A 14,844-nucleotide genomic window follows, 5' to 3' on the forward strand; every position below is an offset into this window, starting at 1 on the left:
AGAAATAGAGGAAATAGAATGAGTTCAGGCAAAATTACTCAGGTTGTCGGACCAGTTGTAGACGTTGCGTTTGCAGCAGAAGATAAACTTCCTGAGATTAACAACGCACTCGTTGTATATAAAAATGATGATTCCAAACAAAAAGTCGTGCTTGAAGTGGCTTTGGAACTTGGTGATGGCGTTGTACGGACCATTGCCATGGAATCAACGGATGGATTGACACGTGGGATGGAAGTTCTCGATACAGGTCGTCCCATCTCTGTTCCAGTCGGTAAAGAAACGCTGGGTCGTGTCTTCAATGTGTTGGGAGATACCATTGACCTTGAAGAGTCTTTTCCGGCAGATTTCGAACGTGAGCCTATCCATAAGAAAGCGCCGGCTTTTGACGAATTATCTACTTCAAGCGAAATTTTGGAAACAGGGATTAAGGTTATCGACCTCCTAGCACCTTATCTAAAAGGTGGTAAGGTTGGTCTCTTCGGTGGTGCCGGTGTTGGTAAAACCGTCCTTATCCAAGAATTGATTCACAATATTGCCCAAGAACACGGTGGTATCTCTGTATTTACCGGAGTTGGCGAGCGTACCCGTGAAGGGAACGATCTTTACTGGGAAATGAAAGAATCAGGTGTTATTGAAAAAACGGCCATGGTATTTGGTCAGATGAATGAGCCACCAGGAGCTCGTATGCGTGTTGCTCTTACTGGTTTGACCATTGCGGAATACTTCCGTGATGTGGAAGGGCAGGATGTTCTTCTGTTCATCGATAATATCTTCCGTTTCACTCAGGCTGGTTCAGAAGTGTCTGCCCTCTTGGGTCGTATGCCATCAGCCGTTGGTTATCAGCCAACACTTGCGACGGAGATGGGACAATTGCAGGAGCGTATTACCTCAACCAAGAAGGGTTCTGTTACATCTATTCAGGCTATTTACGTACCTGCGGATGACTATACAGACCCAGCTCCAGCGACAGCCTTCGCTCACTTGGATTCAACAACTAACTTGGAACGTAAGTTGACTCAGCTTGGTATCTACCCTGCGGTGGATCCATTGGCTTCGTCATCACGTGCACTTGCTCCACAAATCGTTGGTGAAGAGCACTATGCAGTAGCTATGGAAGTAAAACGTGTCCTTCAACGTTATCAAGAATTGCAAGATATTATTGCCATTCTCGGTATGGATGAATTGTCAGATGAAGAGAAGACCTTGGTTGGTCGCGCTCGTCGTATCCAATTCTTCCTCTCTCAAAACTTCAACGTTGCGGAGCAATTTACAGGTATGCCAGGTTCTTATGTGCCAGTAGCTGAAACGGTGAAAGGCTTTAAGGAAATCTTGGACGGCAAACACGACCATCTACCAGAAGATGCCTTCCGAAATGTTGGTTCAATTGAGGATGTGGTCGCTAAAGCTGCTAAAATGAAATTCTAGAGGTGGCTTATGGGACAAATGACTGTACAAATCGTAACACCAGACGGTATCAAATATGACCATCATGCAGCATTTGTTTTGGTCAAAACGGTTGATGGTGAGATGGGTGTCTATTCTGGACATGAAGAACTGATTGCAGTTTTGGAAATCGGTGAAATGAAAGTGCGTCGTGTTGATGATGAAAACCATGTAGACTGGATTGCGGTCAATGGTGGAATCATTGAAGTCAACAAGGATATTATTACGGTCATTTCTGATTCCGCTGAGCGGGAACGGGATATTGATATTAGTCGTGCGGAACGTGCCAAATTGCGCGCGGAACGTGAATTGGAAGAAGCACAGACTGCTCGTAATATTGATATGGAGATGCGTGCAACAGTCGCCCTCCAACGTGCGATAAATCGTATTCGTGTTGGGAAACATTAATCTATATGGGATTGAACTTGGTTCAGTTCCATTTTTTAATTTCATGGTATAATGGAAACATGGTAATTTCAATTTTACAGTTTTTTAGTCATATATTGTTTATCTATCTGGCTCATCATCTCTTGGTTACAACAGTTGATTGGTCGCGGTGGTTGAAGGTGACTGGGGACAATCAGCGTAAAATCAATTTGCTGATTCTCTTTCTGGCAATAGCACTGGGGTACTTAGTCTCGACTTTCTTTTTAGAATTATTGATGGTGGGACGCTCTTTTGCAAATATGTGATTTAAGTAAGAAAAGGATAAGAAATGGATACAATTATTGTTACAGGTAGTAAAAACGGTTTGAAAGGACAGGTTGAGATTGAGGGGGCGAAGAATGCCGTTCTGCCTTTATTGGCAGCAACAGTTCTAGCAAGTCAAGGGCAAACCAAATTGACTCAGGTTCCTATTTTGTCTGATGTCTATACAATGAATAATGTTGTACGTGGTCTGGGAGTTCGTGTGAAATTTGACGAGGAAACAAAGACTATCGATATTGACGCAACAGGTAAACTTGGTAGTGAAACGCCTTATAAGTATGTGAGTCAAATGCGCGCCTCTATTGTTATTCTTGGTCCGATTTTGGCACGCAATGGCTATGCTAAGGTTTCTATGCCAGGAGGTTGTACAATTGGTAGTCGTCCAATTGATTTGCACTTAAAAGGTTTGCAAGCTATGGGGGCTAAAATTAAACAACGCGCTGGTTATATTGAAGCGAGTGCAGAGAACTTGCAGGGAGCTCAGATCTATCTTGATTTCCCAAGTGTTGGGGCAACGCAAAATTTGATGATGGCTGCAACTCTGGCGCAGGGTACAACGGTATTGGAAAATGCAGCACGAGAACCTGAAATTGTTGACTTGGCTATTTTCCTAAACAAAATGGGGGCAAAAGTTAAGGGGGCAGGTACAGAGACGATTACGGTTACTGGTGTAGAAAAATTGACTGGCGCAGAACATCAAGTGGTGCAAGATCGTATCGAAGCGGGTACCTTTATGGTGGCAGCGGCAATGACTGGTGGCGATGTCTTGGTCAAGGATGCTGTCTGGGAGCACAACCGTCCACTTATTTCTAAGATGTTGGAAATGGGAGTTGAGGTGACGGAAGAAGCTGAAGGGATTCGAGTTCGTTCGCAAGTGGATAAGCTTAAACCTGTAACAGTAAAAACTTTGCCACACCCAGGCTTCCCAACGGATATGCAGGCTCAATTTACAGCTCTAATGGCAGTTGCAAAGGGTGAATCTACCATGATTGAAACGGTATTTGAGAATCGTTTCCAGCATTTGGAAGAAATGCGTCGGATGGATTTGCATTCGGAAATTTTACGAGATACAGCTATCATCACGGGAGGACAAGCTCTGCAAGGTGCTCAGGTTATGTCTACTGATTTACGAGCAAGTGCCGCTTTGATTCTGGCTGGTTTGGTTGCTGAAGGTGAGACGATTGTAGGTAAATTAACGCACTTAGATCGAGGTTACTATCGTTTTCATGAGAAATTAGCTGCTTTAGGTGCAACGCTTGAACGTGTGAGTGGAGAAGATGAAAATGGATAAGGATAATCTTAGCTATGTTGGTAAAAATTTAATCTTAGTAGCAGTTGTTTTGTTGATTGCTATTTTGGTGTTTATTTTAGGATTAATGGTTGGTTACGGTGTCATAGGAGATGGAGACAATGTATTTGCGGTGTTGTCACCAGCTAAGTGGCAAGAATTAATCGGTAAATTTACAGGAAAGTAGGCTGGACCTGCTTTTTTGATGGAGAGAAAATGGCGAAGAAAAATGTAAAAAAACAAGCAATGAGTCTGCTCAGCTTATTGGCTACGATTGTTGTAGTAGCGGGTGGTTATCTTTTAGGCGATAACAAGAGCAGTAACGTTGCCGATTATTCCTATTATGTCAATCAGTCTAAGGCAAGTGAAGGCACACCTAGTCAGGAACTGGCTAGTTCGGTATTGACAGAAGATGTAAAAAAGCAACTGGGGAATTCGATTGAATGGAATGGTGCTGGAGCATTTATTATTAACGGTAATCAAACGGATTTAGATGCATCGGTTGCCAGTGTTCCTTATGGTGATAATAAGACAAAGACTGTCCAGGGAGAGACGGTTCCAACCGTAGCCAATGCGCTTTTAGCTAAATCTACACGTCAGTATAAGGATCGTGAAGCAACTGGTAATGGTAGTACCTCATGGACACCTGCAGGTTGGCATCAGATCCATGATTTAACTGGAGAGTATGATCATGCGGTTGACCGTGGGCACCTACTAGGTTATGCTTTGATTGGTGGATTATCTGGTTTTGATGCTTCAACCAGCAATCCTAAGAATATTGCAGTTCAAACAGCTTGGTCTAACCAAGCTAATGACCAAACTTCAACTGGGCAGAATTATTTTGAAAGTCAAATTCGGCGGGCCTTAGATAAAAATAAGCGTGTCCGCTACCGTGTAACCCTTATCTATGCAGAAAACAATGACTTGATTCCAGTAGGAAGTCATCTAGAGGCAAAAGCAGCAGATGGTAGCTTAGAGTTCAATGTATTTGTTCCAAATGTACAGAGCGGCCTCAGCATTAACTACCATAGCGGTGAAATCACGGTGAATGAGTAAATAATCAGATGAATTCCTTCTTGATAACTCAAATATATCAGACGATTTTCACGTAAAATCGTCTTTTTTTTGCGTATAATTAAAAATATTTACAAAAGCAGTTGACAAATCATCTGATGAATATTAGAATATAGTTATAGAAAACGCTTACGACTTTGTCGTAGAAAAATTTAGGAGGACTTTCCGATGGAAAAACATGTTGAGCAACGTGTCGAAGACGTTACTTATAACAAAGCCAAGTTATGGCAAATCATATTATTTGCGATGAACAATTCATCGACGAATATTTATTTGGTTGCTTTTACTTTCGTGACTTATTTATCGACAGGGGTACTTGGTTTAGCAGCGCTATTTGTTAGTCAGCTCATGGGCTATATTCGTATCTTCGATGGATTTATTGATCCTACAATTGGGGTTATCATTGATAAAACGGATACTAAGTTTGGTAAATATCGTCCTATCTTGGTTTTAGGGAATATCATTACAGCAACTTCTCTTTTTATGATGTTAGGCCTAAGTGGAGTTAGCGAAAATTTGCGTCTACCATTGTTCTTAGTTGTTTTAATTATTCATAAAATTGGTTATTCATTGCAACAAACGATTACCAAAGCAGGACAAGTTGCGCTTACCAATGATCCAAAACAACGTCCGATTTTTAACATTGTTGATGGTATCGCCACAACTGTGTTGATGACAGGTAGCCAAGTGGTCGTGTCAGGAACCTTGGTTCCAAAACATGGTGGTTTTACCCCGGGATTCTTCCAAGAGTTATTCCTTGGTGTAGTAATAATTTCAGCTGTACTGGGTATTCTTGCTATTATCGGTATTTGGGAAAAAGACAATAAGAAATACTTTGGTCTTGGTGAGAAGACACAAGAAACTAAGTTGAAAGACTACTGGAAAGTTATCAAAGGAAACAAACCTTTGCAGGTTCTTTCAATCTCTGCAGCTTTTGTAAAATTTGTTGCTCAACTGTTTGGAGATTCCGTTATCGGGGTTATGCTGTATGGTATTATCTTCGGTGACTATGCTCTTTCTGGAAAAATGTCTATGCTCTTGATTTTGCCAGGTATTCTTGTAACAGTTGGTGCAGCGCAATTGGCTCGTCGGAAAGGTTTGCGTTTTGCATATGTAACGGCCCTTCAACTGGGAATTACAGGTTTGATTATTCTTGCTGTTATGCTTCTTTCTGCTGAACCTGGAATGTTAGATTTAACGAATTGGAATCTCTATACAATCGGATTCTTTGTTGTCTATATTGTAGCACGCTATGCATCTACTGCTCCATCTGGCTTAGTATTGACCATGGGTGCAGATATTACAGACTATGAAACTTCAGTATCTGGTCGTTACTTGTCAGGTATGATTGGGACTATCTTCTCATTGACGGACTCAATTGCTTCTTCATTTGCTCCGATGGTGGTTGGTTTTGTATTAGCAGCGATTGGATTTGGCAAAGAATACCCAACCGTTGAAACAGCCTTCTCTACAGATTTGAGAATGGCATTGATTGTCCTATTGACAGTAATTCCAGTAGTAGTTTTGAGTCTATCCTTGTTCTTGATGAAATTCTACAAACTTGATCGTGAAGAAATGGCCCGTATTCAAGAGAAAATCCATGTTATGAAAGCGGCAAAAGATGAAGAACGTGTGCGTGCAATCGCGAAAAATGTTCCATTATCTGATATGGATTATGTAGATGTTACTCAATATAAGGTTGACCAATACGATGATAAGTAACTAATATCGAATAACTGACCTAGTTGGAGGATTCCAGCTGGGTCTTTCATCTAGGAGGCGGTATGAAAAAAATATTAGCGTTTGGAGAAGTTTTATTACGGCTATCTCCTCCTCAATATCAAACTTTGACACAGGCATCTAGTTTAGAATGTCAATTTGGTGGCTCAGAGTTGAATGTCTTGGCCAGTTTAGCACAGTTGGGGCATTCAGTTGAGTTGGTGACGGCACTTCCGGAAAATGAAGTGGGAAAAATGGCAGAACACTTTCTCTTTGCACGGCAGATTGGACAGAAGCATCTGATTCGAAAAAAAGGAAGGTTGGGGATTTATTATTATCAAAAGGGCTTCTCTCTTAGACCTAGCCAGGTGACCTACGACCGTGATTATTCTGCCTTTAGCTTATCCAAGGAAGAAGATTATGATTTGGAAGGAATATTTGAAGGTGTAGACTGGTTCCATGTTAGTGGTATAACGGTCGCTTTGAATCCAGATATTTATCGACTGGCCTTTCGTTTAATGGAGATAGCAAAGGAGCAGGGTGTAAAGGTTTCCTTTGACTTGAATTATCGCGAAAGTTTGTGGTCTTCTTTTGAAGAAGCGAGGGAAAAACTATCTCCATTTGTGCAATTGGCAGATATTTGCTTTGGTCTAGAGCCTATTCAACTCTTCAATGAATCTGGAAAAGATGTGAAGGATGAATTGGGGCTGGAACGTCCTTATGAAAATAAAGAAGTCTTGTTAGCGGTGGTTAAAGGTCTGGCGGAGACTTATTCTTTGCAGGGTCTTGCTTTTACCCAGAGGGAAATGACCTACAATAATGAATATTTGTTGAAGGCATACTTGTATCAAGATGGTATTCTTTATGAAACGGAAAAAGAATCCATTCAAGTTCTGGACCGAGTTGGGACAGGGGATGCCTTTACAGCAGGAATTATTTTGGGCTATTTGCAGGAAAAAACGGCACAGGAAATACTCGACTTAGGTATGGCTAGTTTTCAATTCAAGCATACCATTGAAGGGGATGTCAATATCATCAGTCAATCAGATATTGATTTGTTATTGAAAAAAGGGTCACGTGAAATAAAACGATAGAAAGAAGGAAAAAGTATGTTGTATCCAATACAGACAAAAACACGCTCAGTTTATTCTTTAAATGGAATATGGAAATTTAAGCAAGGACAAAATGATGCTCATACTCTGTTAGATACAGATGAAGTAATGGTTGTACCAAGTTCTTTTAATGATCTTGTTGTTGATAAGGACAAACGTCGTTTTGTCGGAGATAATTGGTATGAACTTATGGTAGCTCTTCCAGTCGTATCAGCTGATGAAGAGTTGGTTGTGCGTTTTGGTTCGGTGACACATCAGGCCAAAGTCTATGCAGATGGTCATTTAATCGGGGAGCACAAGGGTGGTTTCACACCTTTTGAATGCTTGATTCCATCAAACTTATACGATGCTGATCAATTCCGATTGACAGTCTGTGCCAATAATGAGTTGAATTACACAACCCTCCCAGTAGGGAATTATAGTGAAGAAATGGATGAGAATGGCCAAATTGTGAAGACCGTCAAGGAAAATTTTGACTTTTTCAACTATGCTGGTATCCAGCGGACGGTTCATCTCTATAAACGTCCAAAAAATAGGATTGAGGATATTGTTATTCGGACGGAGCTAAATCAAGATTTGACTCAGGCGGTAGTGAATGTTGATGTGAAGACAGTTGGGCAGTACGATTCCATCCGTATGTCTATTTTAGATCAAGAGGGACAGGAAGTGGGGATTCTTGAAAATGGACAAATGGTCATTGAACATCCACGCCTTTGGGAGGTCTTGGATGCCTATCTCTATACTGCTAAAGTTGAATTATTTGACGGAGAAAACTTGCTAGATACCTACTCAGAACAATTCGGTATTCGTAGTGTTGCGGTTGAAAATGGGCAGTTTTTCATCAATGGAAAACCTTTCTATTTCAAGGGATTTGGTAAACATGAAGATACCTTCATCAATGGGCGTGGTTTCAATGAAGCAGCCAATCTGATGGATTTGAATTTGCTTAAAGATATTGGAGCAAATTCTTTTAGGACCTCCCATTATCCTTATTCAGAAGAAATGATGCGTCTGGCAGATCGTTTGGGAATTGTCGTCCTTGATGAAGTGCCAGCAGTTGGCCTATTCCAGCTTTTCAATGCAGCCTTGAATTTGACAGGGGATTCTGAAGAGGTAAAAAGCACCTGGGAAGTTATGCAAACCAAGGATGCTCATGAATTGGTGATTGATGAATTGATAGCGCGTGATAAGAATCATCCTTCTGTAGTGATGTGGGTTGTTGCCAATGAACCGGCAGGGCATGAAAAGGGAGCGCGTGCTTACTTTGAACCTCTGATTCAGCGCATGAGGGACAGAGATCCTTCTAAGCGTCCTGTGACCTTGGTCAATATCATGACGGCAACACCTGATAAGGATGAGGTTATGGATTTGGTCGATGTTGTCTGTCTCAATCGTTATTATGGCTGGTATGTTGCTCATGGTGACTTGAAGACAGCAGAGAAGGGACTTCGTAAGGAATTAGAGACTTGGCAGGAACTTTATCCAGATAAGCCGATTTTGATTACAGAATATGGTGCAGACACCTTGCCGGGCCTACATTCGATATGGGATATTCCTTATACGGAAGAATTTCAGGTGGATTACTACGATATGAACCATCGCGTTTTTGATTCAATATCGAATTTAGTGGGTGAACAAGTCTGGAATTTTGCAGATTTTGAAACTACAGTTGGTATCATTCGCATTCAAGGAAATCACAAAGGATTGTTCTCAAGAAATAGACAACCCAAGCAAATTGTAAGAGAAATCAAGAAACGTTGGACTGCCATTCCAAACTACCATTATAAGAGGAAATGAGCTATAATAGTAGCAAATAGAAAGTTGTATTGGAGGACCAAGCACATGGCGAAACCCTTGGTAGAAAAAGCATCGGAACGCTTATTGGAATTGATTTTGGAAAGAGGATATGAAGTTGGTGATAAGCTTCCAAATGAGTATGAATTGGCCCAAGATTTAGAAGTTGGACGTTCGACTGTTCGTGAAGCTGTTCGAAGTTTGGCTACTCGAAATATTCTGGAGGTGCGCCAAGGGTCGGGAACCTATATCAGCTCTAAAAAGGGAGTATCAGAGGATCCTTTAGGTTTTTCTTTGGTCAGAGACCGTGTGAAGTTGACGACAGATTTGTTTGAAGTGCGGTATTTGCTTGAACCGAGAATTGCGGAGCGTGTTGCACAGTTTGCCTCGGATGAAGATATTGCAAGGTTGGAAGAAATTGTCGTAGCTATTGAAGAGGCGGTAGCTGCTGGAGATTCGAAGCATCTGGAATTGGATGTACAATTCCACTGTATGTTAGCTGAGATGAGTGGGAATCTGGCAATAACTAGTCTCATGCCTGTCATTAACCAGTCTATCCATCTAATCAATGAAAACTATTCAAATCGTCAGATGAAAGCAGATAGTCTACAGGCACATAGGAATATCTTAATGGCTATCAAACAACGGCACCCTGTTGCGGCATATGATAGCATGTTGGCGCATATTATAGCAGTAAGACAGGTTGTGTTAAGTGAGTGGTTTGATAAAGATATGACCATACATGGTCTGAATAATCATAAATAGAAATAAAAAATATACTGCCCAGAATAATTTTCTGGGTATTTTTTGCTTTTTTTATTGACAAATCATCTGATGAATTGTATACTATAGCTATAAATGACAACGCTTTCTAATTGGAGGTCAAGATGTTAAAGCAATTAAAAGAAAATTACTTTTTTGCAGTGATTCGCGGAAAAGATGAAGAAGATGCGAAAGAAATCGCTCGCCATGCGATTTTGGGAGGTATTCGAAATATTGAAATTACATTTTCGACTCCAAATGCCGCGACAGTTATCAAAGAATTACAAGAGGAGTTCTCAGATGATTCATCCGTAGTCATTGGTGCAGGAACTGTAATGAATGTATCTCTCGCACAAGCGGCCATTGATGCAGGTGCTAGTTTCCTGGTTAGTCCTCATTTTGATAAAGAAATTCAAGACTTGGCACAAGAGGCTGAGGTATTCTACTTCCCAGGCTGTGCAACTGCAACAGAGATTGTCACAGCTAGTCAGGCGGGATGTCCTATTATCAAGCTTTTCCCTGGTGGTGTCTTGGGGCCTGGATTTATCAAGGATATTCACGGACCAGTGCCCCAAGTGGATTTGATGCCTTCTGGTGGCGTATCAGTTGAAAATGTTGCAGATTGGAAGAAGGCAGGTGCTTGTGCTGTTGGAGTCGGTTCGGCTCTGGCAAGTCGAGTGCAGGCTGAAGGCTATGAAAGTGTAACGACGATTGCTCGCAGTTTTGTTGCTGCTTTGGAGGGATGAAATGAGTTTTAATGATAAAAACTTTATGCTAAAAAACGAGCCTGCTAAGGAGCTTTACGGGAAAATAGCAGAGCTTCCTATCTATGATTTCCATTGTCATCTGGATCCTAAGGAAATTTTTGAAGATAAGGTTTATGAAGATATTGTTGATCTGTGGCTGGGGGGTGACCATTATAAGTGGCGCTTGATGCGGGCTAATGGTATCTCAGAAGAAGAAATCACAGGTTCAGCAAGTAAACTAGATAAGTTTAAGGCCTGGGCAAGAACCTTGGAACGGGCTTTCGGAAATCCTCTCTATCATTGGAGCCATTTGGAATTGCGACAGGTTTTCGGTGTTGAGGAATTGTTGACCGAAGAAAATGCAGAGCGACTCTATCATCAGCTCAATGCTTATTTGCAAGAACATCAAGTTAGTCCACGTAAGCTGATTGCGGATGCTAGGGTGACCTTTATTGGGACAACTGACCATCCTCTTGATAGCTTGGAATGGCATAAGCGCTTGGCTGAGGACTCGACCATAGATACTGTAGTGGCACCGACTTTCCGACCAGATGAAGCCTTTATAGAACATCGAAATTTCAATCCATTTATTAAACGCTTGGAGGAAGTAACAGGGGTAACAGTAAGAGACTTTGCAAGTTTTGTAGAAGCACTTGGTCAGCGCGTTTCCTATTTTGCTCAACACGGTTGCCGAGCAAGTGATATCAGTTTTACGGCTATTTCATACGAAGAAGCAAGCCTTGAAGAGCTTGATGATATTTTACTAGCAAGACTTGCAGGTAAAGAGGCTGGTCAATCCAGTATCAATAAATGGCAGACTGCCATCTTTAGAGAATTGTGCCGATTGTACAAGAAACATGGCTTTGTGACACAAGTTCACTTTGGTGCCTTACGGAACAACCATACCGGACTGTTTGAAAAACTTGGAGCAGATGTAGGTGTGGATTCGATTGGAGACCAGACATGTCTGACTGTGAATTTGAATCGTTTGTTAGATAACTTGGTCAAGGAAAATGCCCTTCCAAAAATGATTTGGTACAATCTCAATCCAAGTTACAACATTGCTCTGGCCAATACTTTGGCGAATTTCCAGTCCAATGAGGAAGGGCTTCGTAGTCAGCTACAATTTGGTGCTGGTTGGTGGTTCAATGACACCAAGTTGGGCATGATTGACCAGATGAATGCCTATGCAGAACAGGGTATGCTTGCTAATTTTGTTGGTATGTTGACAGATTCTCGTAGCTTTTTATCTTATCAACGGCATGATTATTTCAGACGGATTTTAGCGACCTATGTCGGCCAATGGATTGTTGATGAAGAAGTGCCTGAAGATTACAATCGTTTAGGGCAGTTTGTAGAAGCCATATCCTATTACAATGCCAAAGAATTTTTTGAACAATAAAGGAGAGTAAATCATGAAAATGTCATTTCGATGGTATGGGAAAAAGGATCCTGTGACACTTGAAGAGATTAAGGCAATTCCTGGTATGCAGGGAATTGTGACAGCTGTCTATGATGTGCCAGTTGGTCAAGCTTGGCCCCTTGAAAACATTCTAGAGCTGAAAAAAATGGTAGAAGAGGCAGGACTTGAAATTACTGTTATCGAATCCATTCCTGTTCATGAAGACATCAAACAAGGGAAGCCAAATCGTGATGCGTTAATCGAAAACTATAAGACTTCCATCCGTAATGTTGGGGCTGCAGGTATTCCAGTTGTATGCTACAATTTCATGCCTGTGTTTGACTGGACACGTTCAGACTTGCACCACCCACTTCCAGATGGCTCAACCTCTTTAGCTTTCCTTAAATCTGATTTGGCTGGTGTTGATCCTGTGGCGGATGATTTGAATTTACCTGGTTGGGACTCGTCCTATTCCAAGGAAGAAATGAAGGCTATTATCGAAAATTATCGTCAGAATATCTCTGAAGAAGATTTATGGGCGAATTTGGAGTATTTTATCAAAGCGATTATACCAACGGCTGAGGAGGCTGGCGTCAAAATGGCCATTCACCCTGATGACCCTCCGTATGGAATTTTCGGATTACCTCGTATCATCACTGGTCAAGAAGCCGTTGAACGATTTTTGAATCTCTATGATTCAGAACACAATGGAATTACCATGTGTGTAGGATCCTATGCTTCTGATCCGAAAAATGATGTCCTTGCCATGACGGAATATGCTCTCAAACGCAATCGCATCAATTTTATGCATACGCGCAATGTGACGGCAGGTGCTTGGGGCTTCCAAGAAACAGCACATCTGTCACAGGCTGGTGACATTGATATGAATGCTGTTGTTAAATTATTGGTGGACTATGACTGGGCTGGAGCCTTACGTCCAGACCACGGTCGTCGTATCTGGGGAGACCAGACCAAGACACCTGGTTATGGTCTGTATGACCGAGCCCTTGGGGCAACCTACTTTAACGGTCTCTATGAAGCCAATATGCGAGCAGCAGGCAAGACACCAGATTTTGGAATTAAAGTAAAAACAGTTGGAAATAAGGAGAGCTAATATGTCACGTGTTATTGAATTTAAGGACAAGGTTGTTGTTATTACAGGTGCAGGAGGCGTTCTTTGTGGCTATTTGGCAAAAGAATTTGCTAAGGCTGGTGCAAAGGTTGCGCTTTTGGACTTAAATGAAGCTGCGGCTCAGGTCTTCGTTGATGAGATTGCAGTAGCAGGAGGCGTAGCAAAAGCCTATAAGTCAAACGTTCTTTCTAAGGAAAATTTGGAAGAAGTCCGCCAGCAAGTCCTAGCAGATTTTGGACCAGTAGATATTTTAATCAATGGTGCTGGAGGCAATAATCCCAAAGCGACAACGGACAATGAATTCCATGAGATTGGACTACCAGCTGATACCAAAACTTTCTTCGACTTGGATGAGGCAGGTATCAACTTTGTATTCAATTTGAATTATCTAGGAACCTTATTGCCAACACAGGTCTTTGCACAGGATATGATCGGTCGCTCGGGAGCAAATATTATCAATATTTCCAGCATGAATGCCTTTACTCCTTTGACAAAAATTCCAGCCTATTCAGGTGCCAAGGCTGCTATTAGTAATTTTACCCAATGGTTAGCAGTCCATTTTTCAAAAGTTGGCATCCGTTGTAATGCGATTGCGCCTGGATTCTTGGTTACCAACCAAAACCGTGGTTTGCTGTTTGACGAGTCGGGTCAACCGACCGCACGTGCCAACAAGATTTTGACCAATACACCAATGGGGCGGTTTGGTGAAGCGGAAGAGCTAGTCGGCGGAGTCTTCTTCTTGGCAGACGAGAATTTGGCAAGTTTTGTCAACGGTGTTGTTTTACCGATTGATGGTGGCTTCTCAGCCTATTCAGGAGTCTGATGATGAAAACGGATTACGTATTTTGTGTGGACTCTGATGGCTGCGCCATGGACACCATGACCTACAAACATAAACTCTTTTTCGGCCCCTTGGCTGCGGAAGTTTTTGGTGTTGAAGATAAAGAACCGTTTTTAGCTGAATGGAATCGAGTTAATCTCTACTCTCGAGAACGTGGCATTAACCGTTTTGTAGGCTTAGTTAAAGGCCTAGATTTTGCAGGTGTGACTGGTATAGACAACTTGAAAAATTGGGTTGCTACAACAGATTCTTTGTCAAATGCTTCTCTGGAAAGATTGATAGAGGAGCAGCCATCAAAAGACTTGGAATTAGCTTTAGAATGGTCCAATCAAGTCAATCAAGCCATTAAGAAGTATAGTGGACCAGTTTTAGCCTTCATCGGCGTTCACAAGGGCTTGGAAAAATTGAGCCAGTTAGGAAAAGTCTACGTAGTTTCTTCTGCTAATAAGGAAGCGGTAGAAGAAGAGTGGACAGACCAGGGTTTGATGGACTTTGTTACAGAATTGTACTGTCAAGACCGTGGCAAGAAAGAAGATGTCATCAAACTGTTAATAGAGGAAGGGTATTGTCCTGAGCAGATTATGATGATTGGTGACTCGCCAGGTGATTTGAAGGCGGCGAAACTCAATAATGTTCACTTCTATCCTATTTTAGTAGGACAAGAGATGCAATCTTGGGCGGATTTGACAGAAACGATTGCAGATGAATTTGTTCATCAATTATTCACAGATGAGAAAGAAACAGAATTGATACAGGCATTTTGGAATAATTTAGACGACTAGAGAAGGGCTAGAGGCGCTATGCCCTCTAGCTTTTTTGGAGG

Annotated in this window: 15 protein-coding genes; all 15 read left to right on the forward strand. The window is 41.7% G+C overall.

All coding sequences use genetic code 11. The features are described from left to right. The first annotated feature begins 18 nt into the window (after positions 1-18). Positions 19-1,425 carry a F0F1 ATP synthase subunit beta gene (gene atpD, locus NOL38_RS00325; RefSeq protein ID WP_002936008.1) on the forward strand — a complete coding sequence of 469 codons (1,407 nt, stop codon included), beginning with the start codon at positions 19-21 and terminating at the stop codon, positions 1,423-1,425. A gap of 9 nt (positions 1,426-1,434) precedes the next feature. Continuing rightward, on the forward strand, positions 1,435-1,851 hold the full coding sequence (locus NOL38_RS00330) for a F0F1 ATP synthase subunit epsilon (protein ID WP_002936007.1): 417 nt from the start codon (positions 1,435-1,437) through the stop codon (positions 1,849-1,851). Between the two features lie 59 nt (positions 1,852-1,910). Continuing rightward, complete coding sequence (locus tag NOL38_RS00335) at positions 1,911-2,135, forward strand: DUF1146 family protein (RefSeq protein ID WP_024387485.1); 225 nt, start codon at positions 1,911-1,913, stop codon at positions 2,133-2,135. Between the two features lie 23 nt (positions 2,136-2,158). Continuing rightward, positions 2,159-3,442, forward strand: a complete 1,284-nt coding sequence (murA, locus tag NOL38_RS00340; protein WP_277941068.1) for a UDP-N-acetylglucosamine 1-carboxyvinyltransferase — start codon at positions 2,159-2,161, stop codon at positions 3,440-3,442. Next, complete coding sequence (locus NOL38_RS00345) at positions 3,435-3,626, forward strand: DNA-directed RNA polymerase subunit beta (RefSeq protein WP_012775177.1); 192 nt, start codon at positions 3,435-3,437, stop codon at positions 3,624-3,626. Before murA ends, NOL38_RS00345 begins: the two co-directional genes overlap by 8 nt. Before the next feature lie 29 nt (positions 3,627-3,655). Beyond that, positions 3,656-4,495: a DNA/RNA non-specific endonuclease gene (locus tag NOL38_RS00350; RefSeq protein WP_277941069.1), complete on the forward strand. Its 840-nt coding sequence runs from the start codon at positions 3,656-3,658 to the stop codon at positions 4,493-4,495. Between the two features lie 186 nt (positions 4,496-4,681). Continuing rightward, entirely contained in the window at positions 4,682-6,235 is a 1,554-nt protein-coding gene (locus NOL38_RS00355) for an MFS transporter (protein WP_174850725.1), read from the forward strand. A gap of 62 nt (positions 6,236-6,297) precedes the next feature. Next, the gene (locus tag NOL38_RS00360) at positions 6,298-7,326 is read left to right on the forward strand and encodes a sugar kinase (protein ID WP_277941070.1); all 1,029 of its coding nucleotides are present in this window, start codon (positions 6,298-6,300) and stop codon (positions 7,324-7,326) included. A gap of 15 nt (positions 7,327-7,341) precedes the next feature. Further along, complete coding sequence (gene uidA, locus NOL38_RS00365) at positions 7,342-9,141, forward strand: beta-glucuronidase (RefSeq protein WP_277941071.1); 1,800 nt, start codon at positions 7,342-7,344, stop codon at positions 9,139-9,141. Positions 9,142-9,186: 45 nt separating this feature from the next. Further along, on the forward strand, positions 9,187-9,903 hold the full coding sequence (locus NOL38_RS00370; protein WP_172061782.1) for a FadR/GntR family transcriptional regulator: 717 nt from the start codon (positions 9,187-9,189) through the stop codon (positions 9,901-9,903). Positions 9,904-10,025: 122 nt separating this feature from the next. After that, positions 10,026-10,646, forward strand: coding sequence for a bifunctional 4-hydroxy-2-oxoglutarate aldolase/2-dehydro-3-deoxy-phosphogluconate aldolase (locus tag NOL38_RS00375; protein WP_024382352.1), 621 nt, complete (start codon positions 10,026-10,028; stop codon positions 10,644-10,646). Position 10,647: 1 nt separating this feature from the next. After that, the gene (gene uxaC, locus NOL38_RS00380; RefSeq protein WP_044670938.1) at positions 10,648-12,048 is read left to right on the forward strand and encodes a glucuronate isomerase; all 1,401 of its coding nucleotides are present in this window, start codon (positions 10,648-10,650) and stop codon (positions 12,046-12,048) included. 13 nt (positions 12,049-12,061) lie between these two features. Continuing rightward, positions 12,062-13,162 (forward strand): mannonate dehydratase, encoded by a 1,101-nt coding sequence (locus tag NOL38_RS00385; protein WP_277941072.1) that lies wholly within the window; start codon positions 12,062-12,064, stop codon positions 13,160-13,162. A gap of 1 nt (position 13,163) precedes the next feature. Next, entirely contained in the window at positions 13,164-14,003 is an 840-nt protein-coding gene (locus NOL38_RS00390) for an SDR family oxidoreductase (protein ID WP_105160975.1), read from the forward strand. Continuing rightward, the gene (locus NOL38_RS00395) at positions 14,003-14,803 is read left to right on the forward strand and encodes an HAD family hydrolase (protein WP_105160974.1); all 801 of its coding nucleotides are present in this window, start codon (positions 14,003-14,005) and stop codon (positions 14,801-14,803) included. The genes NOL38_RS00390 and NOL38_RS00395 overlap by 1 nt, the downstream gene beginning before the upstream one ends. Positions 14,804-14,844: the final 41 nt, after the last annotated feature.

Source organism: Streptococcus suis (assembly GCF_029616525.1).
Lineage (GTDB): Bacteria > Bacillota > Bacilli > Lactobacillales > Streptococcaceae > Streptococcus > Streptococcus suis_AF.